14 protein-coding genes and 1 tRNA gene are annotated in these 17,679 nt (G+C 45.3%); 6 read left to right on the plus strand and 9 right to left on the minus strand.

Annotation, left to right across the window (positions count from 1 at the left end; translation table 11 throughout):
• Nucleotides 1–10: 10 nt before the first annotated feature.
• Together FWE06_00085 and FWE06_00090 are read left to right on the plus strand one after the other, a co-directional pair.
• Nucleotides 11–514, plus strand: a complete 504-nt coding sequence (locus FWE06_00085; GenBank protein ID MCL2545578.1) for an ATPase — start codon at nucleotides 11–13, stop codon at nucleotides 512–514.
• Between the two features lie 142 nt (nucleotides 515–656).
• Nucleotides 657–1,847 carry a hypothetical protein gene (locus FWE06_00090; GenBank protein ID MCL2545579.1) on the plus strand — a complete coding sequence of 397 codons (1,191 nt, stop codon included), beginning with the start codon at nucleotides 657–659 and terminating at the stop codon, nucleotides 1,845–1,847.
• Between the two features lie 111 nt (nucleotides 1,848–1,958).
• Here the strand turns inward: FWE06_00090 and FWE06_00095 are convergent, their stop codons facing one another.
• Both FWE06_00095 and FWE06_00100 read right to left on the minus strand, forming a co-directional pair.
• Nucleotides 1,959–2,636: a phosphoribosylaminoimidazolesuccinocarboxamide synthase gene (locus FWE06_00095; GenBank protein MCL2545580.1), complete on the minus strand. Its 678-nt coding sequence runs from the start codon at nucleotides 2,634–2,636 to the stop codon at nucleotides 1,959–1,961.
• 74 nt (nucleotides 2,637–2,710) lie between these two features.
• Complete coding sequence (locus FWE06_00100) at nucleotides 2,711–3,091, minus strand: hypothetical protein (protein ID MCL2545581.1); 381 nt, start codon at nucleotides 3,089–3,091, stop codon at nucleotides 2,711–2,713.
• A 97-nt stretch (nucleotides 3,092–3,188) separates the two neighbouring features.
• Here FWE06_00100 and FWE06_00105 point away from each other — a divergent pair.
• Nucleotides 3,189–3,265: transfer RNA gene (locus FWE06_00105), tRNA-Ile, on the plus strand.
• A 113-nt stretch (nucleotides 3,266–3,378) separates the two neighbouring features.
• Here the strand turns inward: FWE06_00105 and FWE06_00110 are convergent.
• On the minus strand, nucleotides 3,379–3,684 hold the full coding sequence (locus tag FWE06_00110; GenBank protein MCL2545582.1) for a hypothetical protein: 306 nt from the start codon (nucleotides 3,682–3,684) through the stop codon (nucleotides 3,379–3,381).
• A 192-nt stretch (nucleotides 3,685–3,876) separates the two neighbouring features.
• Between FWE06_00110 and FWE06_00115 the strand changes: the two genes are divergently transcribed.
• The 3 genes from FWE06_00115 to FWE06_00125 are packed head-to-tail and all read left to right on the plus strand — an operon-like array spanning nucleotide 3,877 to nucleotide 5,936.
• On the plus strand, nucleotides 3,877–4,845 hold the full coding sequence (locus tag FWE06_00115; protein MCL2545583.1) for a MerR family transcriptional regulator: 969 nt from the start codon (nucleotides 3,877–3,879) through the stop codon (nucleotides 4,843–4,845).
• Nucleotides 4,846–4,847: 2 nt separating this feature from the next.
• Nucleotides 4,848–5,381 carry a hypothetical protein gene (locus tag FWE06_00120; GenBank protein ID MCL2545584.1) on the plus strand — a complete coding sequence of 178 codons (534 nt, stop codon included), beginning with the start codon at nucleotides 4,848–4,850 and terminating at the stop codon, nucleotides 5,379–5,381.
• Between the two features lie 21 nt (nucleotides 5,382–5,402).
• Nucleotides 5,403–5,936 (plus strand): hypothetical protein, encoded by a 534-nt coding sequence (locus tag FWE06_00125; GenBank protein ID MCL2545585.1) that lies wholly within the window; start codon nucleotides 5,403–5,405, stop codon nucleotides 5,934–5,936.
• A gap of 256 nt (nucleotides 5,937–6,192) precedes the next feature.
• Here FWE06_00125 and FWE06_00130 read toward each other — a convergent pair whose 3' ends face one another.
• The 6 genes from FWE06_00130 to FWE06_00155 all read right to left on the minus strand — a co-directional run bounded on the left by FWE06_00130 (nucleotide 6,193) and on the right by FWE06_00155 (nucleotide 17,679).
• Nucleotides 6,193–10,368, minus strand: a complete 4,176-nt coding sequence (locus FWE06_00130) for a hypothetical protein (protein ID MCL2545586.1) — start codon at nucleotides 10,366–10,368, stop codon at nucleotides 6,193–6,195.
• A gap of 608 nt (nucleotides 10,369–10,976) precedes the next feature.
• Nucleotides 10,977–11,930 carry an N-acetylmuramoyl-L-alanine amidase gene (locus FWE06_00135; GenBank protein MCL2545587.1) on the minus strand — a complete coding sequence of 318 codons (954 nt, stop codon included), beginning with the start codon at nucleotides 11,928–11,930 and terminating at the stop codon, nucleotides 10,977–10,979.
• 239 nt (nucleotides 11,931–12,169) lie between these two features.
• The gene (locus tag FWE06_00140) at nucleotides 12,170–12,463 is read right to left on the minus strand and encodes a hypothetical protein (GenBank protein ID MCL2545588.1); all 294 of its coding nucleotides are present in this window, start codon (nucleotides 12,461–12,463) and stop codon (nucleotides 12,170–12,172) included.
• Nucleotides 12,460–13,407 carry a hypothetical protein gene (locus FWE06_00145; protein ID MCL2545589.1) on the minus strand — a complete coding sequence of 316 codons (948 nt, stop codon included), beginning with the start codon at nucleotides 13,405–13,407 and terminating at the stop codon, nucleotides 12,460–12,462. The genes FWE06_00140 and FWE06_00145 overlap by 4 nt, the downstream gene beginning before the upstream one ends.
• Before the next feature lie 10 nt (nucleotides 13,408–13,417).
• The gene (locus FWE06_00150; GenBank protein ID MCL2545590.1) at nucleotides 13,418–16,957 is read right to left on the minus strand and encodes a hypothetical protein; all 3,540 of its coding nucleotides are present in this window, start codon (nucleotides 16,955–16,957) and stop codon (nucleotides 13,418–13,420) included.
• Nucleotides 16,957–17,679 (minus strand): hypothetical protein, encoded by a 723-nt coding sequence (locus FWE06_00155; GenBank protein MCL2545591.1) that lies wholly within the window; start codon nucleotides 17,677–17,679, stop codon nucleotides 16,957–16,959. Before FWE06_00155 ends, FWE06_00150 begins: the two co-directional genes overlap by 1 nt.

The following is a 17,679-nucleotide window of genomic DNA, read 5'->3' on the forward strand; positions in this document are numbered from 1 at the left end:
GGAAACCACAATGTCGGGAATTTCAGGCAACACGGAAAATTTATTGGACAATCTGAGCGAACTTTTGCAGAAGGCATTTTCTTTGCCGTTTGGTGCGGATAGGTGCATTGTAGACCGTGATAAGGTGCTGGGGTTGATTGACGAGGTGCGTAACGTCATGCCGCCGGAAATTGAGCAGGCTTGCCAAATTGTGCAAAGCCGCAACGACATTATCAATGATGCCAAGCGTGAGGCGGCGGCGATTAAACGGCAGGCCGAAGAGCGGGCACTGCAAATTGTCAATGAGAGTAAAATTGTGCAGGAAGCCAAGTCGAAAGCGCGTGAGATTGAGTCAAAAGCGCGGTTGCATGAGCGTGAAGTGCGTGGTGCGGCGAATGACTATGTTGAAGATACGTTGAAGAAATTGGGTGAGTTCGTGGCGCAATTGGGCGGCGGATTGAATACGATAAACGGTGAGTTGCAGAAGGTGCGTGGCGAATTTAAGAGCGCGGCAAGGGCAGTGGAGCAGAGATAGGGAAACACTTATCACGCTACACGTGCACGAAAGAGGGCTTGTGATTATCCATACCACGGGACGCAATCCCCTGCGTCCCGTGGTATGGTGTAAATTTTATCGTATGTGCAAATAGATTTGAGTAAAGGAGAAGATATATAACTTGAAAAAAACGATAAAAACCTTATGGGAAGAAAACCCGAATTCTTATGAAGATAAAAAACTGCATCAGATTCTTGGGTTTTGCGGAAATGGAAAATTAACTGACAACAGTTCTACGTCAATTGAGTTTAAGGAACTGTTAAGCAATTTGCCCACAACTAAATTGGAAACTTACATAAATGAGTGCTTGGCAGAGTCAGGTGAAAATGCGCATAAAGCTTTACAAGATCTAGTAAATGAGATTGGCGTAAGATTGGGTTTTACAGTTGAGTTTGGGCTTTATAAAGGAAAAAAGGGTAGTGTTGGAAACGATGGTTTATGGGAAAGTCAAGATAGCGCCATTATTGTTGAAACAAAAACAACGAACGTATACTCTATAAACTTAGATACAATTGCTGAATACAGAAAAAAACTTATTGCTGGTGGCAAAATTAATGAAAACGATTCATCGATATTATTGATAATTGGAAGGGATGATACCGGCGGTTTAGAGGCTCAAATAAGAGGGTCTAAACATGCATGGGATATACGACTGATAAGTGCAGAAGCATTGCTGAAATTATTAAAGATTAAAGAAGACCTAGTCGATAATGAAAACACATTTAAGCAAATTAGTCAAATACTAAAACCCCTTGAATTTACAAGGCTTGATTACCTAATTGACACCATATTCACCACAGGTGAAGATGTAAAATATAGCAATGATGAGAATAATCTGATTGTTGATGAAGATACAGAACGACGAAATAATGCTAATGAAACGAAAGCTACGCCGGTTAACTTTAATGATGCTTGTATTAAGAGAATCCAAAAACATCTTAATATCACGGTAAAAAAACAAACAAGAACATTATATGCTAATAAAGAAAGCGATATGGCTATAATTTGCGCAGTATCAAAGAATCATGGGACGACAGAAAAGCCAGAGTATTGGTTTGCGTTTCATCCACATCAAAAAGAATCACTTACTAAATATAAAAATGCTTATGTTGCATTTGGTTGTGGCGACGATTCGGCAATCTTCGTTTTTGAGTTCGAAGAATTTATATCATTTACGAATGATATGTGGGAAACAAACAATGGACATAGGATGTACTGGCATGTAAAAATACGAAAAGAGAAGGGAAAATACATTTTGCGCAGAAGAAATAAGGCGCATGTTGACATTACTGATAAAATAATGCGCGCTTAATTTTTTACTATATAACAGCATTTTAGGGTTCTGCTATAAATACAGAAATGGTTTCGTGACCACTGAGAAATAACAGTACAAGTTAAGAGCGGGCGGTAAGCCTGTTTTTTACTATCCAAGGATTAAATCAACCAGCCCCAACGGCTCAACATACACGCCGTCCTTATACACGCGCATATTGCCGCCGCTGATTTCGTCCATCAAGGCAATCTGCCCGTCAATACGCCCGAATTCCAGCTTGATGTCGTATAGGTCAAGCCCCTTCTTTGCAAGCAGCTGCTTAATCAATCGCGAAATCTCCTGTGTCAAAACGACCAATCTATCGTACTCGTCATGGCTCAATAAGCCCAACATGGCCGCGGCATCGCGTGAAATAGGTGGATCGCCGCGCTCGTCGTCTTTGAGCGTCATTTCCACAAAGGCGTCGAGTTGCTGCCCTTCGGTGCAATAGTCGCCGTACCGCCGCAAGAAACTACCCGCGGCGCGAAAGCGGCAGATAACTTCCAAGCCCTTGCCGATGACTTCAGCGGGTTTAGCGGTCAGTGTCGCAGCATCAACATCGGCGGCGATGAAATGCGTGGGATAGCCGGCGTTTTCGATGTGCGTGTAGAAGTATTCGGTCAAGCGAAGCCCCGCGCGCCCCGCGCCCTCAACGGACAACCCAATAGTGTTGGCGCCCGGGTCAAATTTGCCATCTTCGCCGGTCATGTCGTCTTTGAATTTTAACAAATACTGCCCGTTATCGAGTTTGTAAACGTCTTTGGTCTTGCCTTTGTAAACTTGTTGCATCGGAACCCCCCTATAATGTAAAATTCTGCAATGATGCATTACATTATAGCACGTGAAACCAATATGCGCAACGCCTATGTTGTAAAATCGTCGAGCAATTGCTGTAATTTCATATTGTTTTCGACAAGTATGCCGTCGACAAGCAAGTTCTGGTCATGTTGTCGCAATGTGCGAACGCGGACATCGGTGCGGTAGAATGGTGTATCAGGGCTTTCGCGTGTGAATACTGTGAGCAGACCGTTGTAGTCGCGCAGAATGTAATCAAACTCGGCAAGTTCGGCAAACGCAGGAACGTGTGGCGGCTCGTCATTGAGGACAAGTATAAGAGCACTGTCAGCGGGTGTAGTATATGCCATGCGCCGCGTGCTGCTGATGGCAATGGCCATAACGATGAGTGCAATCGTGACGCAAGTCAGTAAAACTGACCGCACACGCTCTGTATTGAGAATACGCACAACTTCACCTCCGTGGTTGATGTAGTGATATTGTGTCCATATTTTGGGAGATTATGCACTTGACATAAATGCCATCTTGCGTTACAATACGTTGTATGGGCTCTTAGCTCAGTTGGTTAGAGCGACCGGCTCATAACCGGTTGGTCCCGGGTTCAAGTCCCTGAGAGCCCACCAAATGTCCCTTAGATGAATCCCTTATGGGTTTTTCGAGGGGCATTTTTATTGGTTGCTCGCTTGCGTAGCAATAAATCTCAACTCGTGCATCATCGCCGTCAAAAATACGGATTTTATCGACAAACGCACCAATCAGCGATATACGAAACGCAGGGTCGTAGGGGTTTGCCGTGCTTGAACTTTTCAAAGAAGTGCTTTACATTGTTATACGAGAGTGTCGGACGAATGGCTTGTTCCAAAGTGAGTTGATTTTCTAAATCCTTGCGTTCGGCTTGCCGTTTTTCAATCTGTACGCTTAATACATCAACCGCTTTGCCCGATTCGATAGTCTTTATGAGATTTGTGACGGCTTCCTCATTTTCTTTGAGCAACTTTTTGAGTCGTTTGACTATATCAGTATTGCCCTCTTTGACAGACAAGTCGGATATCTTCTGTGCTATGGCGTAACGGTGTGGCGTGTGGTATCATATTTATATTATCCGTATTCGGCGATAAAAATCGAATACGGAATTTTTATCAAAAACTTTACGAAAAAGGCTTGACTCTGCCGTTGGGGAAGAGTTTATAATAGATTTATCTTTGCGATAAATTTAGAAATGAGGACAAGCATAATGAGCGACCTAATCAAAATCAAAGACGTATCGGACAAGTACGATATTACAGCGCGTACTCTGCGCTATTACGAGGACATGGGGTTGATAGAAAGTAGCCGTAGTGACGAGTACGCCTATCGCTTATATGACGAAAATGCCGTGCGAAGAATTGAGCAGATTCTAATTCTACGTAAACTCAATATCAGCATCAAAGATATACAACGAATTTTCAACACGTCCGGCTCTGATGCCGTTTTGGATGTGTTAGGCAAAAAGGTTGATGATATTGACGGCGAAGTGTCGTTATTGCACGAACTCAAATCAATAATTTTAGATTTTATCGCAGAAATCAAGCAAGTTGATTTTGGTAAAGGCGCAGATATCAAATCATTATATGACAAAGCAAATGAAATCGAAACACGGCTTGTCAATGTGGATTACGGCGGCAATCCAGCAACAGTGAACCGATTGGCAGAAATTACGGAAAAATTAAATTCCAACAAAATGCCGGAAGTACGTGTTATACAAATACCAAAATGTAAAGTGGCAACTTCGGGAGCACCTGATACTACAAACTCGAAAGTTTGGGATTTTTCAAATTGGTGGTCTGACTATGAACCGAAAAGGCGATATACTAAATATTATCCATATAACGATTTTTTGTTCGGAGAAGATGGTGGCGCCGTATGGTGGATGATGGTAGAAGATGATGCTACAAGCGAAGATTGTGGCGGATATGAAATCATCGACTTTGAAGGTGGGTTATATGCTGTTCACACTGCTATAGACGGTGACGGCGAAAGTAATAGTCTTGTAATTGAAAAAATTATGAAATGGATTGAATCAACTAATTTTGAGTTTGACGAAATACGCGGCAGACGTTATTGTATGGGACATATGATAAATCCTACAGAAGAAATAAAAAAAGGATTAGGCTATCATCAATATGAATTATTTGTGCCGATTAAATTGAAAGAGGGTGTGTAAAAATGACTGAAAAATCAAAGGCAAGGATTGACGATTTAATTGCCCTTTTGCCAGACAACGAAAAGGATTTATATCGCAATATAGCCGAATACGCGACAAAATTAGGATATTCGCCCGCGAAAGTTAAAGACAAATACGAGCCGGTTGTTTTTGCAAGGAAAATTAAAAATAACAGCTACAACAGACTATGCAAAATTAGTCCGCCTAATCCTTTGACAAGCAATGACAAAACGACTCTTGCGTTAAAGTTTTATGCCACGTCTGATTATTCGGATATATTCCATGAAGGTGTAAAAAGGGAATGTGAATCCCGAAAAACTCGTGTCGGAATCGAAAGTGGATGTAATGGAAAATGCGGAGGTTGCTATACTTATATTTATCCTAACGGGAAAAAAATTGCTTGCTGTCACGATAAATTGATTATTCTGCCGACAATTAGTGATAGCTATTTAATTGAAATTAAAAATATGATGAAAACACAAAACGATTTCTTAACAAAACATCGCACAGATGGCTCGGCAATCAATAGCGATTAAACTTTATATTAGGGATGGTTTATGGAAATGATTAGTTCTGCACCTAAAATGTCAAAATTTGAGCAATATATAACAAACTTGCCTGTAGAAGTACAAAATGAAGCAAGAAAAACAGATGAGTTTTTGATGAAGGATATGAAAAACAGCCTGAATATCAAAAGGACAGTAAACGATTTTGGCATAAGATATGTATCTGCTCTTGGATTCATTTATAAAATGCGAAGATTAAATTTTGAAGAGCTGCATGATATGGAAATACCAAAAATAAATGAAAAAAACGGTACAATCGAAACACTATCCAAGTTAGCAGAAACATCGCCGGAATTTGCAGATAAAATGTTTTCAAACCTGCCCGGCAATATTGCCGGACGTATATGTAATAATTGCACAATTCCAAGTGGCGGAAACGGGTGCAGACACGCAATAAAATATGAATACAACGATAAAATAAAAATATCATGTGGCGGGTTACAATTCCAATGGACACCATCTGACTTTCAAGATGCAAGAAAAGTAATAGAAGCTGTAAGTAAACTCTTATCAGCGGAAGTATAGTTCGCAGTATAAGCAAACTCCCGTCTTGCCCACAATCCCCGACCCATACCATGAGTAGGCACATTATGAATAGCGAAAGCAGTACAAGAAAAGCCTTGTACTGCTTTTTTCTACCCCTTGACAAAGTAATCAAGACGACGCCATGATAGGCGATGCAGATTTACGCAGAAGGAAAACAGGTTGGCATAGGGCTTATTTTGCAAATGGATTAAACGAAGCAGAATAATAGCTTAATTATCTCGACAATCACTAACTTTTAAGAAAGACCGCATGGTGTCTGCCGCTTAATCTTCTCTTTCGATTTATGCCACAAGATAAAGCTTAGTGCAACCATAGCCATAATAATCAGAAATCCTCCCAGCAACGTAAATGCCAAAGGAACGCCGGATCCGCCGAACAGAGGCAAGATCAACTGTAACCGATTGCCAACAAAGAATGTGCCATCAAAAAATGCACTATCTTCAAATTCGCCGCCGATATTAACAAATGCCGGAATTGTTGAATCCCCTTGATACGTAATTTGGAAGCCAACAGCTCCATCACTATCACGCTCCACCGACACAACGCGCCACTGACCTAACGGCAGCGTATATCCTGCAGGAGCTATAGTCTCTACTAATTGATAATAGCTATCAGGCAATAGCTGAAACTCGATCGGTGCACCAATGAGTCCGCTGCTAATAGCGCTTCCGGCATATACCCAAGTGCCGGTAGTAATCATATCCTCAGTAACGACCCCAGAATTCGGTGTTCCGTTTCCAGTATAACGGAATATTGAAAAATGCGCGCCGCCGCGCAGAACCGTATCAACCCACCCCGGTGTGTTCCATTCAGGCACATTGTATATGTCCTGCCCGGTTTTATGGAACTCAAAGGCAAATGTTCTAAGTTTCCATATCGCTTCAAACTCAGTCGAATTTTCAACTTCCCATGCTGCTACATCTGTCCATGTTAAAATATAATCTGAAAAATCGCCGTCCCAATCTTCATCCCAGTCAGGCTCAATGTCGCGGTTACGCCAACCAACGAAAATGTAGCCTTCTCGAATTAATGCAGGTGGCGGCAACATGCCCGGTACGCGCGCATCGCCGATTATTAGCTGCGCCGGTGACCAATCGGTTTGAAATATATGTTCAATAGGACCTTCATTACCGCCAACATTACCACCATCTAAAACAAAAGTTACACGCCAGTTCGATCTGTAATTAATATTGTGATTTGTAAGCAACTGTCCGTTAAAACGACTAATTGCACTCCAGTTGCTGGGAGGTGCAAATCCGCCCCCGCCGGCAAAGTTGTTGTCGAATGTAACGCTGTTTGAGATCACTTGAACTCTTTCATAGATAGTATCCGGATCCGCTACGGGATTATCCGTGTAGGTCGGATTTACGAAAATCGCACCGCCGTCACCTCCGGCGGAATTTCTTGTAAGCGAGCCGCTAGTCATAGAGAATGGGTTTAGATGATTGGCCATCCAAATGCCACCGCCATTGTTATGCGCGGTATTGTTGTCAATTATGCCTCCATCTATCGTAACTGTGGCGTTCCTCACATTTATACCGCCACCGTTATGCGCGGTGTTGTCGTAAATAGTGCCGCCTAGCACGATTAAATTGTCATTCGAATTATGCGCATGAACACCGCCACCGCTGCCGCCGGCCGTGTTGTATCTGATGGTTCCGTCTTCCATCGTGAAACTTCCCGGCGAAACAAGCATGCTCACACTGGCTGTCACGCCACCGCCATTGACGTTAGCGGTGTTATGATGTATATCACCGCCATGCATGTGGACGTTGCCGCCGCGCATATATAAACCGCCGCCATGATTTGCTGAGTTTTCATAGATGACAATGGTGTCATGTATATGCAAAGTATTGCTGAAGCTCGATCCTACAAAAATGCCACCACCGGCACCGTTTGTAGTGTTTTCGTAAAAGATAACGTTCGTATCCAACGTAATATTGCCCGCACTGCCGATTCGCATACCGCCGCCGCGGCTGTTTGCGTGGTTGTTTGCGAAGATGCTGTTTTGGATTGTAAAATTTTCGATTTGAATGTTAAGCCCGCCCCCGGCGGCATTTGTCATATTACCGCTAATGAGAGACCCATCTATCAAAGCCGTTTGTACAGCACCGGGAACACCATTGATGATATTCACGCCGCCGCCATCACCGCTGCCCAGACTCTTGTTGTTGCTGACTGTGCCATGCAGTTCCAGCGTGCCGCCGGCAAAATTCAAACCACCGCCGCCTGTGGCGCCATGAGTGGTATTTCCGATAATAGACGCATCTTCCGAAACATACAAACTATTGCCAACAGCAGTGCCTATGTGTATGCCGCCACCATCACTTTGCGCGATGTTGCCGCGAATTTCGCCATCGTGAAGTTCTACTGTGCCGTTGCCGCTCATCCTTATGCCGCCGCCGCTTGAATCCGAGGTGTTGTTTTTAATAACGCCGTCAAGCATTTCAAAGCTGCCTTGGTTGACGTTCACGCCGCCGCCCTGGTTTCTTGCATGATTATAACTGATTTCACCGTTTTGCATAACGACATCAAGATTTGTGCCACTAAAAATGCTGACGCCGCCGCCCAAGTGTGCCTCATTCTCAGTGATCATGCCGCTCTCTATTGTAAATACAGTGGGTGGATCGGCAGAGGGAGCGCTTCGAAGGTTCACAGCACCGCCTTGGCCGGCGTTCGCGTCGGTGCCAAGTGCTGTATTACCGCTAATTTCGCCGCCGCGCAGATATGCCCGGCCGCCGGTCATATTTATACCGCCACCATCACGGGCAATAACGCCTACAGTCACAGTACCCGATGTATTATCGCTGATGATGGCATCCTCATATAGAAACAATCTACTGTTCATGTTGGTCGCAAAATGGATGCCGCCGCCGGCATGGCCGGCGCTGTTGTCATGAATCTTGCCGCCGGTCATCGTGATCGCAAAACCGGAAAGCCGCATGCCGCCGCCGTTCGTCCTTGCTGTGTTGTCTTCAATCCGACCGCTACTCAGTGTGAATGGCTGCTGCCCGGCACCCACCGTCACATCAAGATTCAAACCGCCGCCTTGTTGGGCTCTATTTCCGGTGATTGCAGCATCGCCGCTCATGGCAATACTGCTGCCCGCGCCTGTTGCGTGTATGCCGCCGCCGTTGCCGGTGCCGCTCGTCCAATTTCCGCTGACTTCACCGCTGCTCATTATAAATGTAGTACTCACGAGGTGCAGTCCGCCACCATGCGCAGCACCGGTGCCAAGTGTCCTGTTCGTGCTGATTTCACCGGCACTCATCGTGAGTGTAGCGTTCGCAACGTGCAGTCCCGCGCCGGTACGATTACCGGTCGTCCTGTTATTGCTGATTATACCGCCTCGCAGATAAATTGTACCGGCAGTCGCTTGTACGCCGCCGCCATCGCTGGCGACTTCATGGTTTGTAATCAAGCTGTTATCATACATATAAAAACTGCTGGCGGCATTATGAAGCCTTACACCGCCGCCACCATCAGCCGGCTGAGCGTCTGTAAGGTTGTTCGCACTGATTGTGCCGCCGTACATTGTAAAAGTAGCCGCAGTATTAACATTGCCAATATTCACACCGCCGCCGGCTCTTGCGGCATTGCTGTTGATTATCCCGCCTTCCATCGTAAAGCTACCGCCGCCGGCAACGGCCACACCGCCACCATAGCGCCCGGTAATCGTGTTGCTGCTGATTGTACCGTTTTCCATCAAAAATTCGCCGCCATACACCCGCACGCCGCCGCCGCCAATCGTATTGACTGTGCCGAGTGCTTGATTGCCGCTGATTTCACCGCTAAGCATATATATTTCGCTGTCAGCACCCACAGCATTTATGCCACCACCGCCATTATTGGCAGAGTTGCTGGTTGAAGTATTGCCGCGAATCACACCGCCATCTATGGTGAGCGTGGCGTCATCCAATTGTACACCACCCCCGGAACTAGCGCGGTTGTTCTCAATCACACTGCCCGGGTCAAGATACAAACGCCCCCCGGCGTTCACTAGAACACCACCATGCGCGGTTCCAAGAGTCGGGTCACCACTCAAGGTGACATTCTCCAATTTCAATGTGCCGTTTACATTAAAATGCCGTTGGCTGGTCACGGTAAAGGTAAAGTTATTGCCTGCTTCGCTCCTTAATATAACATCTGCACCTGCATTGATTGGAAGTGCCGTGTGTGTCCCGTCAATGTCGTCCAATAGCGTGATTGTTGCCGATACTCCGGCAGCATTCGCTATTACTATCGCATCGCCCAGTTCAGTGCGATCGCTGGCAAACAAGTCCATTGCTGGTACGATGCCTTCGGGTTCTGCCGCTATGGTTGTTATAAAAATCTGAATAAGCGCAACACTTACAAATAAGACAAATGATAGAAATATTGCAACTTTTTTGAACACGCTGATTTTTGACATATTGCCTTCTCCTTCGTTTTTATATAAATGTTTATTATCTGAAAACATAAACAATATATTCAGGTTATCATAAATTTCTGTACTTTTCAATGGAATTTATTTGAAGTTTTCAACAATTTGTTTTTGCACTCAAATACTATATGCTGCATCATAAGATTACTTTTTATGCAACACCTTAAATGTCAATATGCAGATTTACTGTTGTAAGTTGCAATAAACAAATGCTAAATGCTTTTTTTATAGCGTGCTCTTAGTCTTATGGTTAATTTTTTCGATAATTTTTTTGCATCACGCGTCTCTTTAGACAATGATGGTATTATAACACAATCTCTCCTAAAAATCAACTCCGCCTTGTTTTTTCACCTATTTAATGCTATGATGATGACAAATCAGTTTGGAAATACTCGTAAATTTGTATTGGAGGCAATTTGTTCCACCAGTAGAGGTGTTGTTATGGCAATTTTGTTGTGTCAATGAGGAAAGGTTCGCTCTGTGACATAAAATAGGTACTTTCTACATTAACTTCGTTGCAAAGCCTACAATGACATCACCACCAAAAATGCCGAAAATCATTGAATTTTCAGCATTTTTAATGGGTTTGTTTGCTTTTATGCCCTCAGCATCTCGTTTACTCGTCTCTGCACAGCCGCAGCATCATATCCTGCTGCCGTCAATTGTTGCCGACGTTCTGTACCATTGCCCCAATTGCCGCGAATGACTTCGTGGGCGATATCATCCAATGGGCGGTGTGTTGTCGCTGGTTCCGGTACTTGTGTAGATATCGCATCGCTGCCAACTACCGTTAAGTGCCTCACATTGACTGGACTTTTAATAGCATGTGCACCCGATTGGCTCTTGTCAATGACAGCGCGGTCGCCCCATATGGCAGACACAATCCAGTTTTCGTTCCGTACCCATGCCGGAATGGTCCGGCCGTCGTAATATGTAGCACTATCAGTAAGTCGTACAACATCACCCGCCGCAATAGCGGAAGGTGTAGGTGGTATTGCAGGACGTGCTGCATGTTGTTCGCTAATACGCCGGATAATCTCATTGAATGGAAAATTTACACCCGGGCAAAATGCCCTTGTACGCGGGGTAGTTTCATTGTGACCAATGATATTTGTCCGCGTCATAGGAATTTCAAAGTCATAGATGCGTCTAACTTCGTCACGAATATGTGAAATTAAAGCGACTGCTGTGTCAACCTGCTGCGGGCTGGCATTACCATTAGCCATGTCGGCAAAGCCGATGCCAACGGTATATAAGTTTGCGTTGACTTGGCGATCGCGCACAGTAGCAATTGTCGAATGTCGATTATCCGCGTTGCCGCCGTTATTGGTCGTTCCGGCGTGCCACGCTGTGTCAATAAGCCGTACAAGCTGCGTCACTGCACCGTCACGTGCCACGACATAATGATAAGACACTTGATTGGCGGAATTCATGATTGTGTTGATCGCGCTGGTAAAGCTGCCGCCGGTTGTATGGCAAACAATAAAGTCAGGCGTGTGCCCCTGCCGTCCCACTCTGTGATTTGGGCTATTTCTTTGTGTAATAGTCATTGTCAACGTCTCCTTTTGTGAAGTAATAAGTAATGATCGAGCCCGCGAATCCCGCAAAAATGGGCGAAATATCATCGCCGCGCAATGATTGTATACATAGCACAAAAACGATGGCTAGCGTGACGAGGGTCTTTACCTTCAGTAGGTTTTCGGTGATTCTTAACGGTATATCACTGCGGGTTTTTGACTGTAATTTTGAGTATTGGCCCGCTCTTTCTGCTCTCCTCATATGAGACACCTCACTTTCGTGTTTGCGCAATCAAAAACTGTCGAATAACCACACTGGTTTCTACGACTGAGCCGTTACACCCTTGCTCTTGCAAGCCTTCAAGGCAAGCCAATACGCCGCCGAGCAGAACCGCTCTTGCATCCTTAGATGTAGCCATCTCTGCTTGATGTTTATCGAGTTCATTTTCGAGCGCTTCTAATCGACTAAGTAATTTGCGTACCGGCTTATATACGACAGAGAATCCGGCAATAAGGGTGAGGATAGCTGCAAAAATCGCCGCCATTTCAATGAGTTTATAAGTCATAACATTTCCTCCAAGTGTGTCTTAAGTTTAGTAAGAGCCGGCATTTCGCCCGCGGATGATTTTGTTAGTTCAACAATAGCACGTGTGAGGTCGTCAAGTGTGGGCGTAGCGATATATGTGCCGTCAACGAGCTGTTGTGCCATCAATGCATCGGTTACGGCAGTGCCTTCCAAATGTGCCACTTCTGCCGGAATATCATTGGCCTCTACAATATAATCTTCGCCAACCCAAATCTTAGCATTCTCCGTGAGTTCTTGTAGTTCTTCTTCAGAGTAGACTTCAACTTCGACATAATCGGGCATATTGAGTGAGTTAATACGTTGGATTAAATCCATGCCCGTATATCGACCACCCAGTGGTTTGTACTCCTTTGGGATGACGGTTAGCATGGCATTGAACTGCTCTTCACGTCCATACAAGCGGTCATGAATACGTTCAAACTCACTCATCAAGAATAAAGTGCCGTTAACAAGAATATACAATGGGAATTCATCACTGAAATGCTCAACGACACATCCACGGTTGGTAAACCAATGTTTGAATAAGTGCAGATTGCCTACTTGATGCGGCGGCCAAGCATCATTCCCTTCGCCGGCAAGTGCAATAACCTTTTGGATGTCTTCAAGTGTGCCGTGCATAAGGGCAGTCAGAGGGTCGATTTTGAAAAAATCTGTTACATCGATGAGCGCGCCATCCAAGCGAATGCGCAGCGGGTTCTTGCCTTCAAAGGAAAACTCATGTCCGGCCCGGCGGAAATACTCTTCGACCGGCACATTGCTTTCATCAGCAACCCACATATTCGGATGCTTTGTTTCGACCACACGGCTTTCATCGTAATCCCACTCCACCTTTTCATCGTTTTTTATGTGAACGACATACTTGAGAAATTCTATAAATTTCCCCTTGGGTGTTTCTGATAGTTGAAAATGTTTGCTTTTCATCATTTGTTCTCCTTTACACAGGGTGGTTATTGATTCTGGTGTTTGCAGCATTATTGCTTGTAGTGGGAGTAGGACCTAAATTATCAGTTACCAAGGAAGCGTTTAAATCTCTAAATTGACTTATTCCTGAAGAGATGTTGCCGGTTATGCTAAATCTGCTTAATTGCGGATTTCCGGTGCCGCTCCTCATAACGATGATCCGATTGCAAATATTATCCGAGATTTTAATCTGATTCACGTTGCTGACACCATAGGTTGAAACAAACTTTATATCTCCGGAGAAGCTATTGTTTGAAACATTTATAAGCGACATTGTTCGTTGACACATAATGCTGAAATTCGTACCTGTTGTAGTATTCCCTGTAATAGCGTGCCGCGTTATTGCCCCCTCGGCAATAAACAATCCGCCGCCAACAACATTGTTGCTTTGTACTCGCCAATTGTCGCCTGATGCACGAATGGCGTATGAGGTAGATGTTAATTGAAAGAAGTTGTTACCAAAAAGAACGATGTTATTGCCGGTGATTGATATTGGGCGTGTGAAGTGACATGTTCTGATTGTACTTCGAGATTGATTGACCGCGGTATGGATCGCATAACTTCTAAATCCGCCTAAGAAGCAGTCGGTAATTCTGCAAGTTTGCGTATTCACAAATACACCATGGTTATAGCGCGTTGTAAAAGTTGATGCGTCTCTTGTATTCCCATCAAACACACAGCGTTCAATGATCGTGTCGATGCCTTGGAGGCGAACCAACGCAGTGGTGTTCGCCGCACTGACAGACTTCACCCGTACATCTTGTAATTGGCTTGCCGCTTGCATATCAATAGCAGTTGCTGCACTTACATTTAATACTGTGGCATCCTTTCCCGCACCTACCAAGGTTACGTTTTCCGGAATGTTGATAAGAGTGTTGCCTACATTGTATGTCCCCTCAGATAAGTACACCTTACCACCTGCACCGGCGGCTTGTAGAGCTTGATTGATTTGCGTATGGGCATTGGTGGAACCACAACGAAAATCGAAACCGGCGTTGATAGTGTGCTGCCGCGCATCGTGGGCGGCCACTACAATGGTGCTGGGGCGGCCTGGGGCGGTTGCGTTGCCTGCTGTGTTATTCCACCGTGTACGTTCAGCGGCAGTGATATGTACGGTTGTGTTGCCGGTGTGTGCAGTGAGATTGGCTGTCGTTGCCGCTCCAATATTAGCCGCCGTAAGGTTGCGTATTGCAAGTCCTGTGGTATGACCTTGTGCGTCTACCGTAACATTGCTGTACACTTGCCCGCCGGTTAGTTCAGTGTTCCGTGCGGTATGCGCCGGGTGAGTGAAATTGTTCGCGTTGTTCGCTACACCGTCTAATTTAGCCTTGTCTGCGCTAGACATAAACCCAGCGACTGCCACTGTTGCGCTTCCGTGAGCCGCGCCGGTTGAGCCGACATGGACGGCGGGTGCAGCGCCTACATTGGCCGGTGTGTGTGCGTTAGACGATGTCAAATGCGAGGTCGGAACAGCGCCTACTTGCACCGCTGTATGTGTATGGTTGCCCAAGCTAACTGTTGACGCTGTTTCTCCTATTGGAATGCGCGCTATAGTCAATGTGCCGGCAGTGATATCAGCGGCATTGTGATCGTGACCGCCGGTAGCTGCGCCTCTTGCTGTACTTTGTGACCCGGATGATGGGCCGCGGCTTAGAGATGCTTGCCTGTCGCCGAATATCAGGCTGCTTTTGATGGGGCTAACAATATCAAGCTGTTGTTCAATGAGGCGATACTTGGCATTAATGCCCAAAATATGATTTTTAGCTCGATACGTATTACCCACTTCAAAGGGATTAAAGTTCTCGGCGTCAACTAGCGATAAATCAAGTGCGCTGATGGTGACGCTGTTGGGCAACAGAAAATGATCTGACCACGCACTGCCTTGTCTGACTAACTCAGCCGGACTTGATACATCATCAAAGATAAGTGCCTTTTCTACAACCGGCAAAGGAGCGTATGCATTTTTTTCATCTGCTATGTTATCGCTTGTATAGCGAATCAACCATCGGATGCGATCTGTTAACATGCATCTCTCTTCAGGTGGTGTTCTATCATGAGGACAACCGGGGCACCTAGGCAACCCACGTTCAAAACGACAGGCTACATTAAAGCGGGTTTTCCAAAAATTCGGTGCGGTAATGGCACCTATTCTTGCAAGTCTGTCAACCGCAGTATCGAACAAATCTTGTCTGTCAACACTTGATGGTCTCACCGGTGTTTCACTATAATTGAGCAGTGACAGCATAATCATCAACCGCCCCGCTTCATTGCTGATGAGCGTGTGATTATCTCGCCACCAACGCACATTGCTCTCCTCACTATCCATGAGCCCGGCGTCAACCAGCCGCTTAATGGCTTCATCAACGCTGGATACAGGAAGCCAATCTCGTTTATCGTTTGTTAGACTCCGCATGGTTAGACGCTGCCTCGGTGCATCGACCAGCGGTGAGCGAGGGTTATATATGTCTAAAGCATAGTTTACACGGCAGAATAAAAGCCGCAAATTTCCGTGGGTACAATCAGTTGGACAAGCCTCTGTGCATATGGTTTTCCAATAGTCCGGGTTATTAACAACGCCCGCTGTGCTTAACGAAGCAATAGCAGCATGAAACGCTTCACGGTCATGGGGAATGTTAGCAGAGTTTAAATCAACATCGTTGCGAAAATTTGACTCAGAAAAGACAATCAAAGCACGTCCGACCCAGCGAGTTCCCAGAGCACTTGACTCAGCGAAGCCACCCTCACGATGATACCTGTACAACCACCACTCAGGTGAACGTATGACCCCTTTAAGCTCCAGCCTCCTAATCGCAACTTCTACGTTGTCTAGCTCCATACCCAACGGCACAATACGAGTAATAGACTGCTCAGGCCGCTGATTGGATTGAATGCTTTGCAAATTGACGGCAAGCTCAATGGTAGTGCGCTCATCGGATTCTTGTGTGCTCGGATTCGGCAGGTAATCTAAACGACGACTGCCATTATCATCATAACGCAGCTTGACGTATCCACCCAACTCATTGACAAGATTTTTCACATTCTGCCATGAAGACTCGTGTGTGATATGGCGAAAGGTTCTTTGCATCTCAATGTCGATAGTACCAAGTTTAATCTTCTTTTTGCCGTTGGTTCTTCTGTTATGGTGTTTAAGAATTGCCTTTAAGTATGTCTCCGCCGTGGAGTTATGCAATTCCTGAACATCCTGTACGCTGTCCAATAAATACGCCAGTTCACACTCGGCGATGTATTCTTTGAGCATCAGACCGTCATTACCCATCTTTTGTGTGCAATCGATGATACGGCCGCAGAACACTTGCGCGTCTCCACGCATAACGGTTACGCGCGATCGATACGGCTCAATGCCGCCGTCAAACAGCGGATGGCTCTGTAAAATAGAGAAACGGAAATCATTGATTGCATTGAGGACAAGTGTAACTTGTCCTCGATACAATACTGCCGAATCCGAGCTCGGATCATGTAAGGGTTTGTTTTCGTCTATATATGCGTAATACATTATAACAACTCCTCTCGCCATGTAAGTGTAATATCTGCACCCGTAAATAGAAATCTGTTAGCATGCATCCAAATCTCATTTTGGCCCGGGCGCAATTTAAACAGCGTCGGACGATTGGGCGGGACTTCCTGTAGTTGATTATCATTGAGCCCAATGTTTACGTATCCTGTTGACAGTAAAGTGAGCGGTATAGGCAGTACTCCGTTGTTAAATATATGGACATTGGTAGGCGAGTCCCATAGAACTGACCATCTTAAAATTTCGGCATCGTTGCGAAGCTTGAACGGATGCAGCTCAAACGTCATCTCAACCCGCAACCGCCGATGCGCATATTCGTCGACCACCAGCACCTCGCGGCACTTGCCGCGGTAGAAAAAACCAGACTCGTAGCTGTCATGCAGCGGTTCGTCAAAATTCAACATCACCAAATTGGTAATTGCAGATTGCATATTACCTGACTCATTCTTGGCCACGCCAAATCGATAGAACGTATAAGTAATGGTCCGATTCTCATATACACGATGTCCCAGGAGATGGGACATATCAACGCAGCCTTGTTGATAAGGCACGCTGACTTTAATTTCTTTCTCCTGCGGCGTTGGTGCAACGCGCTCATGCAGAAATAGTTTGTGTTCTTTTGAGTTGAATTTGCCGAATCGAATGCCGTGAGTTATCTCCTTTTCAGCTGAAAGTCTATTTGTTACATTTGGTAAGTTATTCAT

The sequence above is a fragment of the Oscillospiraceae bacterium genome (assembly GCA_009780275.1).
In the GTDB taxonomy this organism is placed as follows: domain Bacteria; phylum Bacillota; class Clostridia; order Oscillospirales; family UBA929; genus WRAI01.